The organism is Gemmatimonas sp., assembly GCF_044376735.1.
GTDB lineage: Bacteria > Gemmatimonadota > Gemmatimonadetes > Gemmatimonadales > Gemmatimonadaceae > Gemmatimonas.
Genome location: NZ_JBILKJ010000010.1, coordinates 32403 through 47098, shown reverse-complemented (window position 1 = coordinate 47098; position 14696 = coordinate 32403). Strand labels below are relative to the sequence as shown.

Sequence of the window (14696 nt, the reverse complement as noted above, 5' to 3'; positions counted from 1 at the left end):
CTTATTCGCCCTAACTTCGAGACCTATGCTCCGTTCTCTGCCGTCTTTGCCTCGCCGTGCGGCGTCGCTGGTCCGTCATACTCTGCTGGCGCCGGTTTTCGGTGCAGCGGCGCTGCTGAGCGCCTGCGGTTCCGACAGCACGGCCCCGAACATTCCGTCCAATCCCGCCGTCGAGACGTATGCGTCGGCGCTGGGCGTGAACATCGCCAACATGACGAAGAGGAACGACAACCTCTTCGTGCAGGACCTGGTCGTTGGCACCGGCGCTGAAGCGATCGCCGGCCGGACGATTCGCGTGACCTACTCGGGGTTCCTGATCAACGGCAACCGCTTTGATACGAACGTGGGGGGCGCCCCCTTCAGCTTCGCGCTGGGCGCCGGCATGGTGATTCAGGGTTGGGATCAGGGCGTGGCTGGCATGAAGGTGGGCGGCAAGCGGAAGCTCGTGATCGGTTCGTCGCTGGGGTACGGCAATCAGGGGTCGGGCCCGATTCCGCCCAATGCCACGCTGGTGTTCGACGTGGAACTGCTCAGCGTGCAGTAAGCACCAGGCTCATGTGGTAGTGAAGGGAGCGGGAAGGTTCCTGCTCCCTTTTTCATGGCGACCCAAACCGGACGACGCATGATGTCACGACTTCTGCTCGCACTGTCGCTTCTGCTCTCGCCGATGCACGCGCAGGCGCAGCCGGCGGCCGAGCGCTTCGATGTCCTGATCGCCGGCGGCTCGGTGCTCGATGGCACCGGGCGCGCGGCGCAGCGGCTCGACGTTGGCATTCGAGGCGATCGCATCGTGGCGATGGCGCCAGCGCTCTCCCGCGCGAACGCGAAGCGGGTGATCAACGCTGCCGGCCGCACGGTGTCGCCGGGGTTCATCGACTTGCACGCGCACCTCGAGCCACTGCTGCAGTACCCGCTTATGGAGAGCGCGCTGCGACAGGGTGTCACGCTGGCACTGGGCGGCCCCGATGGCGGCTCACCGCTGCCGTTGGCGCCGTATCTCGATTCGGTGCGCACAGCCACGATCGGCATCAACGTGGCGTATCTCGTGGGGCACAACGACGTGCGTCGCGCCGTCCTCGGCATGGCCGCGCGCGCCCCGAATGCCGCCGAGCTGTCGCGCATGAAGCAGTTGGTCGCCACGGCGATGGGGCAGGGCGCGTTCGGGCTCAGCACAGGGTTGTTGTACCTGCCCGGCACGTACTCGAACATCGAGGAAGTGATCGCGCTGTCGCAGGTCGCGAGCGACAGCGGCGGCATCTATACGTCGCATCTGCGCAAGGAAGGCATCGGCTTGTTGGACGGGGTGGCCGAAGCGCTCGAGATCGGACGTCGGGCACACATTCCGGTGGTGCTGACGCATCACAAGGCCGTGGGACAGCAGATGTGGGGGAAGAGCACTCTCACGCTGGCCATGGTGGACAGTGCGCGGAAGGCCGGCACGGATGTGATGATTGATCAGTATCCGTACACCGCCACCGCTACGGGCATCGGCGTACTGGTGCCGAGTTGGGCGATGGCCGGTGGTGATGCGGAGTTCCGGAAGCGGCTGGCGGTACCGGCCATCAAGGACAGCATCACGCGCGGCATCATTGATAACATCCTGAACGATCGCGGCGGCGGCGACTTGGCGCGCGTGCAATTCTCGCGCGTGGCGTGGGACAAGAGTCTCGAAGGGAAGACGCTGAAAGATTGGGCGGTGCGGCGCAAGCTGGCGCCGACGCCGGAGAACGGGGCCGCGCTCGTGCTGGAAGCGATGCTGAACGGCGGTGGCAACGCGATTTATCACGTGCTCGACGAACAGGATGTGCGCCGCATCATGGTGGCGCCGTTCACCATGATCGCCAGCGACGGACGCATTTCGAGCCCCGGCGACGGTCATCCGCATCCGCGGGCGTACGGCACCTTCCCGCGCGTGTTGGGTGAATATGTGCGCGTGCAGAAGCTGCTGCCGCTTGAGTCAGCCATCCACAAGATGACGCAAATGCCGGCCGTGCGACTCGGCCTGACCGGCCGCGGCGTGCTCAAGGTAGGCAACGTGGCCGATGTGGTCGTGTTCGACGCGGCCACGGTGAAGGACATGAGCACGTTTGCGGCGCCGCATCAGTATCCGGTCGGCATCGAGACGGTGATCGTAAATGGCGCGGTCGCGGTGAGCGGAGGCAAGGCGACGGGGGTACGGGCGGGTCGGGTGGTGACGCGGAAGTAAGGGCTACGTGGTGGACCGTTCCGCGATGGAGCCTTCATCCACCACCGGCCTATACCGCAGCGCCTCACCCACATGCAGGCGGTTTACCACCTCGAGGTCATCGAGGTCGGCGATGGTGCGGGCCACGCGCAGTACGCGGTGATACGCGCGGGCGCTCAGTGTCAGCTTGTCGGCTGCGCGCACGAGTAGGGCACGAGCGTCGGGCTCGAGCCGCGCGGCGGGGGCGATGAGTCGCACCGGCGCGGTGGCGTTGGTGAGGGCGGCAGGTGGTTGCGTGCCGGCGGTGTGCGCGTAGCGCGCACGCTGCCGGTCTCGCGCGGCGATCACGCGGGCGCGCACGTTGGCTGAGCGTTCCTGTGGGGTGTGACTGGCGAGGTCGCTGGGCGGCACGCGCTGCACGTGCACATGGAGATCAATGCGATCGGCCAGTGGGCCCGATAGTCGCGCTCTATGCCGCTCGAGGTCGGCCACCGAACACCGGCAGTGCCGGTCATCGCAGCCGGCGTATCCACAGGGACATGGATTGCTGGCCGCGATGAGTGCGAAACGTGACGGGAATCGTACGGCCCGTGCGGCGCGGGCGACGACCACGACGCCATCCTCCAGCGGTTGCCGCAGCGACTCCAGCGTGTGTCGTGGGAACAGCGACAATTCGTCGAGAAACAACACGCCGCGATGGGCGAGACTCACCTCACCGGGGCGTGGCCACCCGCCGCCACCAACGAGTCCGGCGGTGGAGATGGAGTGATGCGGTGCACGGAATGGACGAGCCGGTGTGGCGCTGGTGGGGACCTGCTCGGGGCCGAGCAGTCCGGCCACCGAGTGAATGGCGAGTACTTCCAACGCCTCTTGTTCATCGAGCGGCGGCAGGATGCCCGGCAGACGACGGGCAAGCATGGTTTTGCCGGCGCCGGGCGGGCCCACCAACAGCAAGTTGTGCGAACCGGCCGCCGCGATCTCGAGGGCGCGTACGGCCAGTGATTGACCGACCACATCACCGAGGTCTGGTGTGTCATCGTGGGGCGTGTCGGTGCGTTGCGGTCGCGTATCACTGCGGGCCGAGCCGTCGCGCAGCGCGGCGACCAGTTCGATGAGGGTGCGTGGTGCCATCGCGCGCGCACTCGGCACGCGCAGCGCTTCGGCCAGGTTATCCGGCGGCACGATCAGCAGGGCGTCGCTGGTCGCGGCCACATGCCGCGCCACAGCGAGTACCCCGCGTACGCTCCGGAGTTGTCCGTCGAGGCCCAGTTCTCCCACCGCGCAGATGTGCTGCAGCACGTCGGGCGGCAGTTGCCCGCTGGCGGCGAGGAGGGCGAGGGCGATGGGGAGATCGAACGCCGTGCCGGTCTTGGGTAAGTCTCCGGGCTGGAGATTCACCGTGATCCGTCGCGGAGGAATCGTGAATCCTGAATTCGCCAGCGCCGCGTGCACGCGGTCGCGGCTTTCCTTCACTGCCGTCGCGGCGAGACCGACGAGCGTCCACTGAGGTAGCCCATTGGCTACATGCACCTCGACGAGCACGTCGAGGGCATCGATGCCGAGTACGGCGGCGGAGGGGGCGGCGGCAAGCATGGGGAGAGTGTACGGCGCGGAGCGCCGATCACTGTCATCGGAACTGCGCGCGCGTGGTCTTGCGACCGCATGGACTTCACGTTGCCGCCGCGTGGGCCAGTCATCCCGCTTCGGGGTACAGAGCGGACTCCCCCAAGTCGGGGAGCCACCCGACGCGACCGCTGCCGCTGGGCAGCGGGGAGCCGTAGCTTCCCGTTTCACTTCCCACCCTCGCTCCCTTGGGCTGTCTCTCTCGAATCGGCTGCCTTGCGGTCCTCGCCGTTGGTGGCGTGGGCGCATACTGGCTGTACGGCGATCGGTTGCCGTCGGTGCTGTCACGCGTGGCTTCGGGCGCCGCGAGCCGGGTCACCGATGTGGCGACACAGGCCAGCGAGCGGCTCGACAGCAGTCAGGGGGCGCGCATCGCCGGCGAGAACGCCGCCGCACGACGCGCCGAACGGGCCACGCGTGAGCAGGCCATCGCGTGGGTGCGCCTCTCGCCGGGCGGAACGGCCGGCCGCGAGGCGGTGGCCCGCCTGTCGCGTCGCAACGGACCGGCGTATGTCTCGTTGCGGGCGCCCGAGCTGGCCAGCCTGCTGGCCGCCGGCGTGGCGAAGGCCTTGCCCTCCACCGCATCTCGGCCGGACATCGCGATCGCGGACGAGCAGCTCCTGGTGCGGACCGTCGTGGACTTGCGCGACCTGGCGGGCGACGGCGCCTTGCGGGGCCTGCTCGGCGTGGCGTTGGACGGTCGTGACACGGTGCGCATGGCGGGCACGCTCGATCTCATGCGTCCGGGGCTGACGGCGTATCGGGTGCGCGAGCTGCGCATGGCGGGCATCGATGTGCCGCCCCGGCTGATCCCGTCGTTGCTCCGTGCAATGCGTCGTGCGGCCGCCGCCGACTCGCTACCGTCGGACGCGTTGCCGATTCCGTTGCCGAACGTGGTGGCCGACGTGCGCGTCGCCAACGGCAGGATCACTCTCTACAAGGCGGTGGTGCCATGAGTGCGCGTCGCATTCTCGTGGTGGACGACGAACCGGGTATCCGTCAGGCCCTTGGTCAGCTGCTCGAGTACGAGGGCTACGAGGTCAAGACGGCGACGGGTGGTGCCGAGGGCATCACGATCTACGACAGCTTCCGTCCGCAGCTCGTGTTTCTCGACGTGAAGATGGCGGGGCTCGACGGCCTCGAGGTGCTCAAGCGCCTGCGGCAGGCCGACCCCAACGCCACCGTGGTGATGATCAGCGGGCACGCCACGATCCAAACGGCGGTCGAGGCCACACAGCTCGGCGCGTACGACATTCTCGAGAAGCCGCTCGACACCGATCGCGTGCTGGTGCTGCTGCGCAACGCCTTCGAAACGCGCTTGCTCACGGAAGAGAACGAGCGGCTGCGCGAAACGATCGAATCGCGCTACGAGATCGTTGGGCGCACGTATGGCATTCGCGCGCTGCTCGAGCGCATCGACAAGGTGGCGGGCACGCCGGCGCGCGTGCTCATCACGGGCGAGAACGGCACCGGAAAAGAACTGGTGGCGCGGGCCATTCATCGCGGCTCGCTGCGCGCGAAGAAGCCGTTCGTGGAAGTGAATTGCGCGGCCATTCCCTCGGAGCTCATCGAGAGCGAACTGTTCGGCCACATGAAGGGCTCGTTCACCGGCGCCGTTGCCGACCGGGCCGGCAAATTCGAGCAGGCCGACGGCGGTACGCTGTTCCTCGACGAGATCGGCGACATGTCGTTGAGCGCGCAGGCGAAGGTGTTGCGCGTGTTGCAGGACGGGTTCGTCACGCGTATCGGCGGCAGCAAGCCGATTCAGGTGGACGTGCGCGTGCTCGCCGCCACGAACAAGAATCTGGAAGACGAGATCGCCAACGGCCGGTTTCGCGAAGATTTGTTCTACCGGCTCAACGTGGTGCCCATCACGGTGCCGCCGTTGCGGGAGCGTCGCGAGGACATCGAGCAGTTGGTGGTGTATTTCCTGCAGCAGTTCGCAGCCCGTGACGGCTTGCCGGCGCGTGGCATCACCGATGGTGCGCTCGTGCGACTGTCGGAGCTGGACTGGCCCGGGAACGTGCGCGAATTGCGCAACACCGTGGAACGGTTGGTCATTCTGGCGAGCGCGTCGACCATCACGGCGGCCGATGTGGAGCGCCTGGTGGGGAAGCGGTCGGCCGAGCCGGCGGGGTTGGGCAACCTGGTGGACTGCACGACCTTCGAGGAGTTCAAGGTGGCGGCCGAGCGGGCCTTCCTGCTCGTCAAGCTGCGCGCCTTCGACTGGAACGTGTCGGAGACGGCGCGGGCGCTGGACATGCCCCGGTCGAATCTCTACAAGAAGATCGAGCGTTATGCGTTGACGAGAGAGAGCACCCCTGTCTGACCTTCAACCTGACGTGGCATGAGCGACCGCAACTGGGAAGCCGAACTGGCGAAGATCGATAAGCAGCTGGCGTCGGTCTCGGACGAGGCGCTGCTGGCCGAGAGCAAGGCCGTGGCCCCGACGAAATCGGCGGGTCGCACGATGGCCGCGCCCACGATGGGCGCGCCGGCCCGTTCGGCGGCACCATCAGCGCCCGCGGCCGGTGCGTGGCGTGGTTGGGTCAAGGTGACCGTCGCGGTGGGCGCGGCGGCGGGGCTGATGTTCTGGCCGTGGCCGGCGTCGTGTGGTGCGCCACTGATCGGCTTCACGGCCGCTACCGGTGCGGTGGCGCTGCTCGGGGTATGGAGTGCGGTGGGCACCTGGCGCCACCGACTTGGACTCGCGCACGTGGCGTCGTTGCTGGTGGTGGTGTGGGGGCTCGCGCTGGGCGCCCGCGAGGTGCTGCCCCGCGTGGGGTATGCGGCGCCGACGCCGCAGCGCAGCGAAGGCTGGCGTTGTCCGGCCCCGTCGGTCGCTCCCTCAGTAGGTCCGGTGGCGATTCCGGGCTAAATTTCCGGGATGACGACTTTTCACAACTTCATTGGTGGTGCGTGGGTCCCGCCGTCCACCGCCGACTATTTCGAGAATCGCAATCCGGCCAACCAGCACGACCTGATCGGCCGCTTTCCCGCGTCTGGCGTGGCCGACGTCGAAGCCGCCGTGGTCAGTGCGCAGCGTGGGTTCGAGCGCTGGAAGCGCACCCCGGCACCGGCGCGCGGTGATGTGCTGCGCCGCGTCGGCGATCTGATGGCGGCGCGCAAGGAAGAAATCGCCAACCTCATGACGCGCGAGATGGGGAAGCCCCTCGCGGAAACGCGCGGCGACGTGCAGGAAGGCATCGATACCGCGTACTACGCCGCCACTGAAGGACGACGGCTGTTTGGGCACACGGTGCCGAGTGAACTCGCCAGCAAGTGGGCGATGAGCATGCGCCGTCCGATCGGCGTGTGCGGGCTGATCACGCCGTTCAACTTCCCGCTGGCGATTCCCACGTGGAAGGCGTTCCCGGCGTTGCTGTGCGGCAACGCGGTGATCCTCAAGCCCGCCGAAGATGTGCCGCACACGGCCACCGTGCTGGTGGAGATTCTTCTCGAGGCCGGCCTGCCGCCCGAGGTGATTCAGCTGGTCCACGGCATGGGCGAGGTCGTCGGTAAGGCGCTGGTGGAGCATCCGCAGGTGCCGGTGATTTCGTTCACGGGCTCCACCGAAACGGGACGCTTCGTGGGCGAGACGTGCGGCCGGATGCACAAGCGGTTGTCGCTCGAAATGGGCGGCAAGAACGCGCAGATCGTGCTCGACGACGCCGACTTGGATCTCGCGATCGACGGTGTGCTGTGGGGCGCCTTCGGCACGACGGGTCAGCGGTGCACGGCGACGAGCCGATTGATTCTGCAGCAGGGCATCCACGACACGTTCGTGGAGCGTCTCGTGGCGCGGGCACAGGCGCTCGTGCTGGGCGACGGGCGGGTGAGTGGTCATGACGTGGGGCCGCTGGTGAACGAGGCCGCGCGCGAGAAGGTCGAGCGCTACGTGCAGATCGGGAAGGAGCAGGGGGCCACGCTGCGCTGCGGCGGCGCGCGGGCCACCGGTGGTGCACTCGACCACGGATTCTTCTTTCAGCCCACGATCTTCACCAACGTGACGGCCGGCTCACGGTTGGAGCAGGAGGAAATCTTCGGCCCGGTGTTGTCGGTGATCCGGGTCGCGACCGTCGAGGAGGCCTTCGCGGTCAACAACGGCGTCCGCTACGGACTGTCGTCGTCGGTGTACACGAGCAACGTGAATGTCGCGTTCCGGGCGCTGCAGGATCTCGACAACGGCATCACGTACGTGAACGCCCCCACGATCGGAGCCGAGGCGCATCTGCCCTTCGGCGGCGTGAAGGAAACGGGCAACGGCCATCGCGAAGGCGGCTGGGAAGTGTACGAGTTCTACTCGGAGACCAAGGTGGGCTACGTGGATTACTCGGGAGCGCTCCAGCGCGCCCAGATAGACAATTACTGAGTGCTGTACCACATCGCGCCTGGCGCGACGAGGCCTTGGTGATCGCCTGATGGCGCCGGAGAAGGATCCCCGCGCGAACGCCCTCCGGGCGGCCAATGGCCGCTCGCAGCGGCGTACGTGGTCGCTTGGCTGGCTCTGGGACTGGGCCAAGGTGCTGCCACCCGCGTTGCTGCTCTTCCTGGTCCTGCGCACGTTCGTCGTGGAGGCGTACAAGATCCCGTCGGGGAGCATGGAGCGTACGCTGCTCGTCGGGGACTTTCTCCTGGTGAACAAGTGGCGCTATGGCGCGGAGGTCCCGTACCTGCACCGGCGGTTGCCGGCGGTACGGGCACCGCAGCTTGGCGACATTCTCGTCTTTCAATGGCCGACCGACCCGTCGAAGAATTTTGTGAAGCGGTTGGTGGGACGTCCGGGCGATACCCTCGCGATGCAGAGTGGGTCGCTGCGGCGGAATGGGGTCCTGCTGCGGGAGTCGTATGTCTCGCACACCGAACCCGACGTCGATCCGATGACCGACGCGTTCCGCTGGCAGCGGGGCTACCTCACCAACACGGCCGCCGCCGCCGACGTGAGCGTCGGTATGCCGCCGATCTATCGCCCGTCGCGGGACAACTGGGGGCCCATCGTGGTGCCGCCAGCGCATTTTTTCGTTCTTGGCGACAACCGCGACAATTCCCTCGACAGCCGCTACTGGGGGTTCGTGCCAGACAGTCTGCTGCGTGGGACGCCGTGGATCGTGTATTACAGCTTCACGCCGGACTCCCTCGCGCGTGCGCCGTGGCTGACCCGGATCCGGTGGGGTCGCCTCGGGTCGTCCGTTCGATAGAATGGGCGCTCGCAAGACCGCGGTTGATCGGTGGGACCGATTTCGCGGCGGCTTGCGTTGACGAGGAGTGCTCCGGAGTTCACAGTTAGGTGATTACCAGTTACTTGTTGTAGGCAGGACGCCGCGCGCCCCCCTCCCGCCGTGCGGTTACAGGTCCAGTCTCTCTGCCACGTGAGCCGCGCTGCTATGGCTGTGACGCCCCAGAAAAAGAAGGTGTCGAACGAGGAAGGCTCCCTCGATCAGTACCTGCGTGACATCAGCGCGTATCCGTTGATTTCGCGGGAAGAAGAAGCCGAGCTTGCACGACGCATCCGGGTTGGCGATCAGGAAGGGCTGGACAAGTTGGTGCGATCGAACCTGCGCTTCGTGGTGTCGGTGGCGAAGAAGTACCAGAATCAGGGCGTGTCGCTGTCCGACCTGATCAACGAGGGCAACCTTGGCCTCATTCGCGCCGCGCACAAGTTCGATGAGACGAAGGGCATCAAGTTCATTTCCTACGCCGTGTGGTGGATCCGGCAGGCGATTCTGCAGGCGCTGGCCGAGCAGTCGCGCATCGTGCGCGTGCCGCTCAACCGGGCCGGCACGCTGCATCGAATCGGGAAGCGCGCGAACACGCTGCTGCAGGAGTTGGGGCGCGAGGCGACGCACGCCGAGATCGCCGAAGGGATGGACATCACCGAGGAAGAAGTCGCCAAGACGATGTCGATTTCGCAGGTGCACCTGTCGCTCGACGCGCCGCTGACCCCGGGCGAGGACAACCGCCTGTTGGACTATCTGCCCGACACGAACCACGCCACGCCCGACGAGCAGACGTTCGAGAAAGCGCTCACCGAAGCGATCGAGGATTCCCTCGGCAGCCTCAAGGAGCGCGAGTCGAAGATCCTGCGCCTGTACTTCGGGATTGATGGGGCGGAGCCGATGACGCTCGAGGAGATCGGCACGCAGCTTGGCATCACGCGCGAGCGGGTGCGTCAAATCAAGGAGAAGGCACTCTCGCGTCTCCGGCATGTTTCACGATCCAAGTCGCTGGAAAGCTTCCTGGGCTGAGCTCCTCTGATTCTATGGCTTCAACGTATTCCTTCGACGTCACCACCAGCGTCGATCTGCAGGAAGTGGACAACGCGGTCAATCAGACGCAGAAGGAGATCGCGCAGCGATTCGACTTCAAGGGTGCACTGGTCGAGATCGAGTTCAAGCGCTCTGACAGCATCGTGAACCTGGCGACCGACAGCGATATGCGCATGGAGGCCTTGTTCGATGCCCTGCGCGGCAAGCTGATCAAGCGTGGCGTACCGGTGAAGAATCTCGACATCGGCGACGTGAAGCCGGGGGGCGGCGACGTGCTGCGCCGTGAGATCAAGCTCAAGATGGCGCTCGACTCCGATCAGGCGAAGAAGGTGTCCGCTACCATCAAGGACGCGAAGCTCAAGAAGGTGACGGCCAGCATTCAGGGCGATCAGGTGCGGGTGTCGAGCCCCGACAAGGACGCGCTGCAGGATGCGATCGCCGTGCTCCGGAAGGCGGACTTCGAAGTGGAGCTGCAGTTCGGGAATTTCCGCTAGGGAGCTGCTCCACTAGCTTTCCGGCATGCTCAAGTTCGGTTTGGTCACCCTCGGGTGCGACAAGAACACGGTAGACTCCGAGCGGTACCTGGCCGATCTCGTCGCTCATGGCGGCGAGCAGGTCACCGACTTGCGGGAAGCCGAGGTCCTGGTGGTCAACACCTGCGGCTTCATCGATGCCGCCAAGGCCGAATCGATCGAGGCGATCGTGGCCGCCGCACGTCTGAAGGACGACGGCAAGTGCCAGGCGGTGTTCGCCATCGGCTGCATGGTCGAACGGCATAAGGCGGAGCTCGAAGAGGCGCTGCCCGAGGTGGACCTGTTCCTCGGCAACTCCGAAACGGACCGCCTCATTCCCGAGCTCGTGGAACGGGGATTGTTGGGCGGGTCGCTGGTAGAGCATCCCGGTGTGCGCCTGTTCGGCGGAGACCTCCCGCACGTGCGCTACCTGAAGATCTCCGAAGGGTGTGATCACGGCTGCGCGTTTTGTGCAATCCCGCTCATGCGCGGGAAGCATCGGTCGTTCGCACTCGACGATCTGGTGCAGGAAGCGCAGTTGCTGGAAGTGCAGGGCGCCCGTGAGATGAATCTCGTAGCGCAGGACCTCGCGCATTACGGCCGCGACCGACGCGATGGCGTGGCGCTGCCCGAGCTGCTCGAAGCGCTCGTGCGCGAAACGTCGATTCCGTGGATCCGCAACATGTACCTCTACAGCACCGGCATCACGCCGCGGCTGCTGGAGGTCATCGCGGCCAATCCGCGCATCGTGCGCTACCTCGACACGCCCATGCAGCATGGCTCCGATGCGGTGCTGGCGCGCATGCGCCGCCCCGAGCGTCAGAAAACCATCCGGGAACGCCTCGCGCAGTATCGTGCGATCGTGCCCGACTTGGCCGTGCGGACCTCGGTCATCGTGGGCTTTCCGGGCGAGACCGAAACCGACTTCGAAATCCTCTGCGATTTTCTCGAGGAAATGCAGTTCGATCGCGTCGGTGTCTTTACCTATTCGCCGCAGGAAGGGACGCGCGCGAACCGCATGGACGACGACGTGGCCGATTCGATCAAGCAGGAGCGCAAGGAGCGCATCGAAGAGTTGCAGCGTGCGATCACGTCGGAGCGCTACGAGCGCTTCCTCGGCGTGGAAGCACGCGTATTGGTGGAGCGCGCGTCGGACGTGCCCGGGGAAATGCTCTGCCGCGCCCCGTGGCAGGCCGATGACATCGACGGGCTGGTGCACGTGCCGATCAGTGCCGCCGCCGGCATCATGACACCCGGCGCGTTCATCGACGTGCGCATCGAGCAGGTGGTGGACGACTACGATTTCCGTGCCATGCTGTTGCGCGTGGCCGAGCAAGCAGCGGCGCCGATCCGCCGCGCGTCGCGCACGTTGCCGCTGGTGGGCAGTGGCATTCCTGACAGTTCTTCCGTGGGGAGTTTCGGCCGATGAGCAGTCCGACAGAACTCGCAGCCATGTTGACGTCGCGCCCCAGCGCGCGTTCCGCTGACATCATGGCGCGAGCGCGCGCGCGTTTTCCGGGCGGTGTGAATTCGCCCGTCCGCGCTTTTGGTGGCGTCGGTGGTGAACCGTTCGTGGCCAAGCGCGGCAAGGGTGCGCGGGTATGGGACGCCGACGGCAATGCATATCTCGACTACATCCTGTCGTGGGGGCCGTTGGTGTTGGGCCATGCGCCTGACGTCGTGCTTGACGCGGTTGCGCGGGCCATGCAGGACGGCACGAGCTTCGGCATGCCCACCGAACGGGAAGTGGAGCTGGCGGACAAGATCGCCGAACGGATGCCGCACATGGAAATGGTGCGCTTCACGTCCAGCGGCACCGAAGCGGCGATGACCATCGCGCGGCTGGCCCGTGCCATCACTGGCCGCGAGTACATCCTCAAGTTCGAAGGCTGCTATCACGGCCACGCCGACGCGTTTCTCGTGCGCGCGGGATCGGGCGTCGCCACTCTCGGGCTCCCCGATTCGCCGGGCGTCCCGGAGGCGCTCGCCAGGCTCACGCTGACCTGCCGCTACAACGACCTTGAGGAGGCGGCCCGCATCGCCCGCGAGTTCCCGCTGGCGGCCATCATGCTCGAGCCGATCGTCGGCAACAGCGGCTTTATCGAGCCTCTCCCCGATTTCATCCCCGGTTTGCGCCAGATCGCTGACGAAACCGGGGCGTTGCTCGTCTTTGATGAAGTCATGACCGGTTTCCGTATCGCCTTCGGCGGCGCTCGCGAGCGCTTTGGTGTCACCCCCGATCTCACCGCCTTGGGCAAGGTGATCGGCGGGGGGCTGCCGGTGGCGGCCTATGGTGGCCGTCGCGAGCTCATGCAGAACGTGGCGCCCACGGGCAAGGTGTATCAAGCCGGCACGCTGTCGGGCAATCCGTTGGCGATGGCGGCCGGACTCGCCACGCTCGGCGCGCTCACGCAGGAAGTCCACGACGGGATCACCGCGCAGACCGGCGTGCTGGTGCAGGGGATGCGCGACATCGCGGCCCGACACGGAGTGCCGTTCTCGGCCAGCCATGCCGGCTCGATGTGGGGCTTCTTCTTCCGTGACGAGCCGGTGCACAGCTACGACGACGCCAAGTTGTCGGATACGACGCTCTTCAAGCGGTTCTTTCATGCGGCGCGTCGTCGTGGCGTGTCGCTGGCGCCGTCCGCGTTCGAGGCGGCGTTCATGTCGTCGGCGCATGGCGATGCGGAAATCGCCGACACACTGACCCGACTCGACGACGCGCTGGGCGCGGCTGTCGCGCACCGGGACTAGCACAGGAGACCATGCGGGCGCTCATCGCGGGTGCATTCGGGACGCTTGTGGTGGCGGCTGCGCTCACGGTGGCGTGCGCGCCACGTGGGGGGAGCGGCGGGCTTCGCTCATCGACACCGGTGGGTGAAGCGCTGGTCACCGGCGAGGCCCATGGGCGACTGGATGGCCGCGACCGGATGGCGTGGATTGCGCTGGCTGGTAAGGCGCGGCAGGCACCGGTATCGGCCACCGGCCGCTGGCGCATCGACGAGCAAGGTGGGCGTACGAAGCTGGTCACGGGTCAGGGCGCCGAGAACTGGCGCGTGGAACAGCAGGGCGGACTGCTGCGGGTGGCCGGTGACAACGGAGACGCCACGCCGTGGCGCGAGGGGCCGTTCGTGGCCCGCGCGTCGGATGGCGGCTCCACCCTGCGCTATGACAACCGTCGCTATCGCGGCGAACTCTGGTTCACGCCTACCGACAGCGGCATTCTGGTGGTGAATCGCCTGCCGGTGGAGGACTATCTCCGCGGCGTGGTCCCGATCGAACTGGGTACCCGGCAGGCGACGGATCGGGCGGCGCTCGAGGCGCAGGCGATCGCCGCACGCAGCTACGCATACATCCGCGTGCCGGCCGACGCCTCGGCGGAGCCGCGGTCGGGGTGGCACATGGTCGCCACCGTCCAGAACCAGGTGTATGCCGGCCTCGATGTGGAGGCGCCGATCGTGAACGAGGCGATCGACCACACGGCGGGGCTGGTGATTCGCTACGGCGGGCTGCTGGTCGATGCACCGTACTATTCCTCGTGTGGCGGACGCACGGCCGCGCCCAAGGAATCGTGGCGGGATGCGCGCGAGGAGCCGTATCTGCAGTCGGTGGACGATACCGATCCGCGGACCGGGCGCCCGTACTGCGACCTGTCGCCCGGCAATCACTGGACGGCGGAGTTCGATGAGGGGCAGCTGAACGAGACGGTGCGACGCGTGTTGGTGGCGTCCGGGGCGCGCGATCCACGCCCTGGCGTTGTGACCGATGTCCGGGTAAACGGCCGGACGGCGTCCGGGCGGGCCACGGCGCTTGTGCTGCGCACCGAACGCGGCGATGTGACCGTGCGCAACAACGAGATTCGCAGTGCGCTGCGCGGCGCGCGTGGCGCGATTTTGTCCAGTACATACTTTTCAGTGGACCGCGAATCCCGCGCACGTGGACACCTCTCGGGGGTCAGCCTGCGCGGCCACGGCAACGGCCACGGAGTGGGGATGTGTCAGTGGGGCGCGATCGGCCGGTCACGGGCCGGCATCGACGCGCGCAGCATCCTTCGTCATTACTATCCGGGGACCGTCGTCGGGTTCGCCGACTGATCTGTCATCTCCGGAG

Annotated in this window: 13 protein-coding genes; 12 read left to right on the top strand and 1 reads right to left on the bottom strand. The window is 66.7% G+C overall.

What is annotated here, in order from left to right; genetic code table 11:
• Window positions 1-25: 25 nt before the first annotated feature.
• Window positions 26-544: an FKBP-type peptidyl-prolyl cis-trans isomerase gene (locus ACIRA7_RS02925; protein WP_396219302.1), complete on the top strand. Its 519-nt coding sequence runs from the start codon at window positions 26-28 to the stop codon at window positions 542-544.
• A gap of 78 nt (window positions 545-622) precedes the next feature.
• Entirely contained in the window at window positions 623-2206 is a 1584-nt protein-coding gene (locus tag ACIRA7_RS02920) for an amidohydrolase family protein (RefSeq protein ID WP_396219301.1), read from the top strand.
• Between the two features lie 3 nt (window positions 2207-2209).
• Here the strand turns inward: ACIRA7_RS02920 and ACIRA7_RS02915 are convergent, their stop codons facing one another.
• Window positions 2210-3778, bottom strand: a complete 1569-nt coding sequence (locus ACIRA7_RS02915; RefSeq protein ID WP_396219300.1) for a YifB family Mg chelatase-like AAA ATPase — start codon at window positions 3776-3778, stop codon at window positions 2210-2212.
• A gap of 269 nt (window positions 3779-4047) precedes the next feature.
• On the opposite strand from ACIRA7_RS02915, the gene ACIRA7_RS02910 reads away from it, so the two are divergent.
• The 10 genes from ACIRA7_RS02910 (at window position 4048) to ACIRA7_RS02865 (ending at window position 14680) form a co-directional block, all read left to right on the top strand.
• On the top strand, window positions 4048-4764 hold the full coding sequence (locus ACIRA7_RS02910; protein ID WP_396219299.1) for a hypothetical protein: 717 nt from the start codon (window positions 4048-4050) through the stop codon (window positions 4762-4764).
• Window positions 4761-6137 carry a sigma-54-dependent transcriptional regulator gene (locus ACIRA7_RS02905; protein WP_396219298.1) on the top strand — a complete coding sequence of 459 codons (1377 nt, stop codon included), beginning with the start codon at window positions 4761-4763 and terminating at the stop codon, window positions 6135-6137. Before ACIRA7_RS02910 ends, ACIRA7_RS02905 begins: the two co-directional genes overlap by 4 nt.
• Window positions 6138-6155: 18 nt before the next feature.
• On the top strand, window positions 6156-6686 hold the full coding sequence (locus tag ACIRA7_RS02900; RefSeq protein WP_396219297.1) for a hypothetical protein: 531 nt from the start codon (window positions 6156-6158) through the stop codon (window positions 6684-6686).
• 9 nt (window positions 6687-6695) lie between these two features.
• Window positions 6696-8180, top strand: coding sequence for an aldehyde dehydrogenase family protein (locus ACIRA7_RS02895; protein ID WP_396219296.1), 1485 nt, complete (start codon window positions 6696-6698; stop codon window positions 8178-8180).
• A gap of 49 nt (window positions 8181-8229) precedes the next feature.
• Window positions 8230-9006, top strand: coding sequence for a signal peptidase I (gene lepB / locus ACIRA7_RS02890; protein WP_396219295.1), 777 nt, complete (start codon window positions 8230-8232; stop codon window positions 9004-9006).
• 186 nt (window positions 9007-9192) lie between these two features.
• Window positions 9193-10053 carry an RNA polymerase sigma factor RpoD/SigA gene (locus ACIRA7_RS02885; RefSeq protein WP_396219294.1) on the top strand — a complete coding sequence of 287 codons (861 nt, stop codon included), beginning with the start codon at window positions 9193-9195 and terminating at the stop codon, window positions 10051-10053.
• Between the two features lie 14 nt (window positions 10054-10067).
• Complete coding sequence (locus ACIRA7_RS02880; protein ID WP_396219293.1) at window positions 10068-10568, top strand: YajQ family cyclic di-GMP-binding protein; 501 nt, start codon at window positions 10068-10070, stop codon at window positions 10566-10568.
• A gap of 25 nt (window positions 10569-10593) precedes the next feature.
• Window positions 10594-12015 (top strand): 30S ribosomal protein S12 methylthiotransferase RimO, encoded by a 1422-nt coding sequence (gene rimO / locus ACIRA7_RS02875; protein WP_396219292.1) that lies wholly within the window; start codon window positions 10594-10596, stop codon window positions 12013-12015.
• Entirely contained in the window at window positions 12012-13340 is a 1329-nt protein-coding gene (gene hemL, locus ACIRA7_RS02870) for a glutamate-1-semialdehyde 2,1-aminomutase (protein ID WP_396219291.1), read from the top strand. The genes rimO and hemL overlap by 4 nt, the downstream gene beginning before the upstream one ends.
• An 11-nt stretch (window positions 13341-13351) precedes the next feature.
• A complete protein-coding gene (locus ACIRA7_RS02865) occupies window positions 13352-14680 on the top strand; it encodes a SpoIID/LytB domain-containing protein (RefSeq protein WP_396219290.1) in 1329 nt (442 codons plus the stop codon).
• The last annotated feature ends 16 nt before the right edge of the window (window positions 14681-14696 follow it).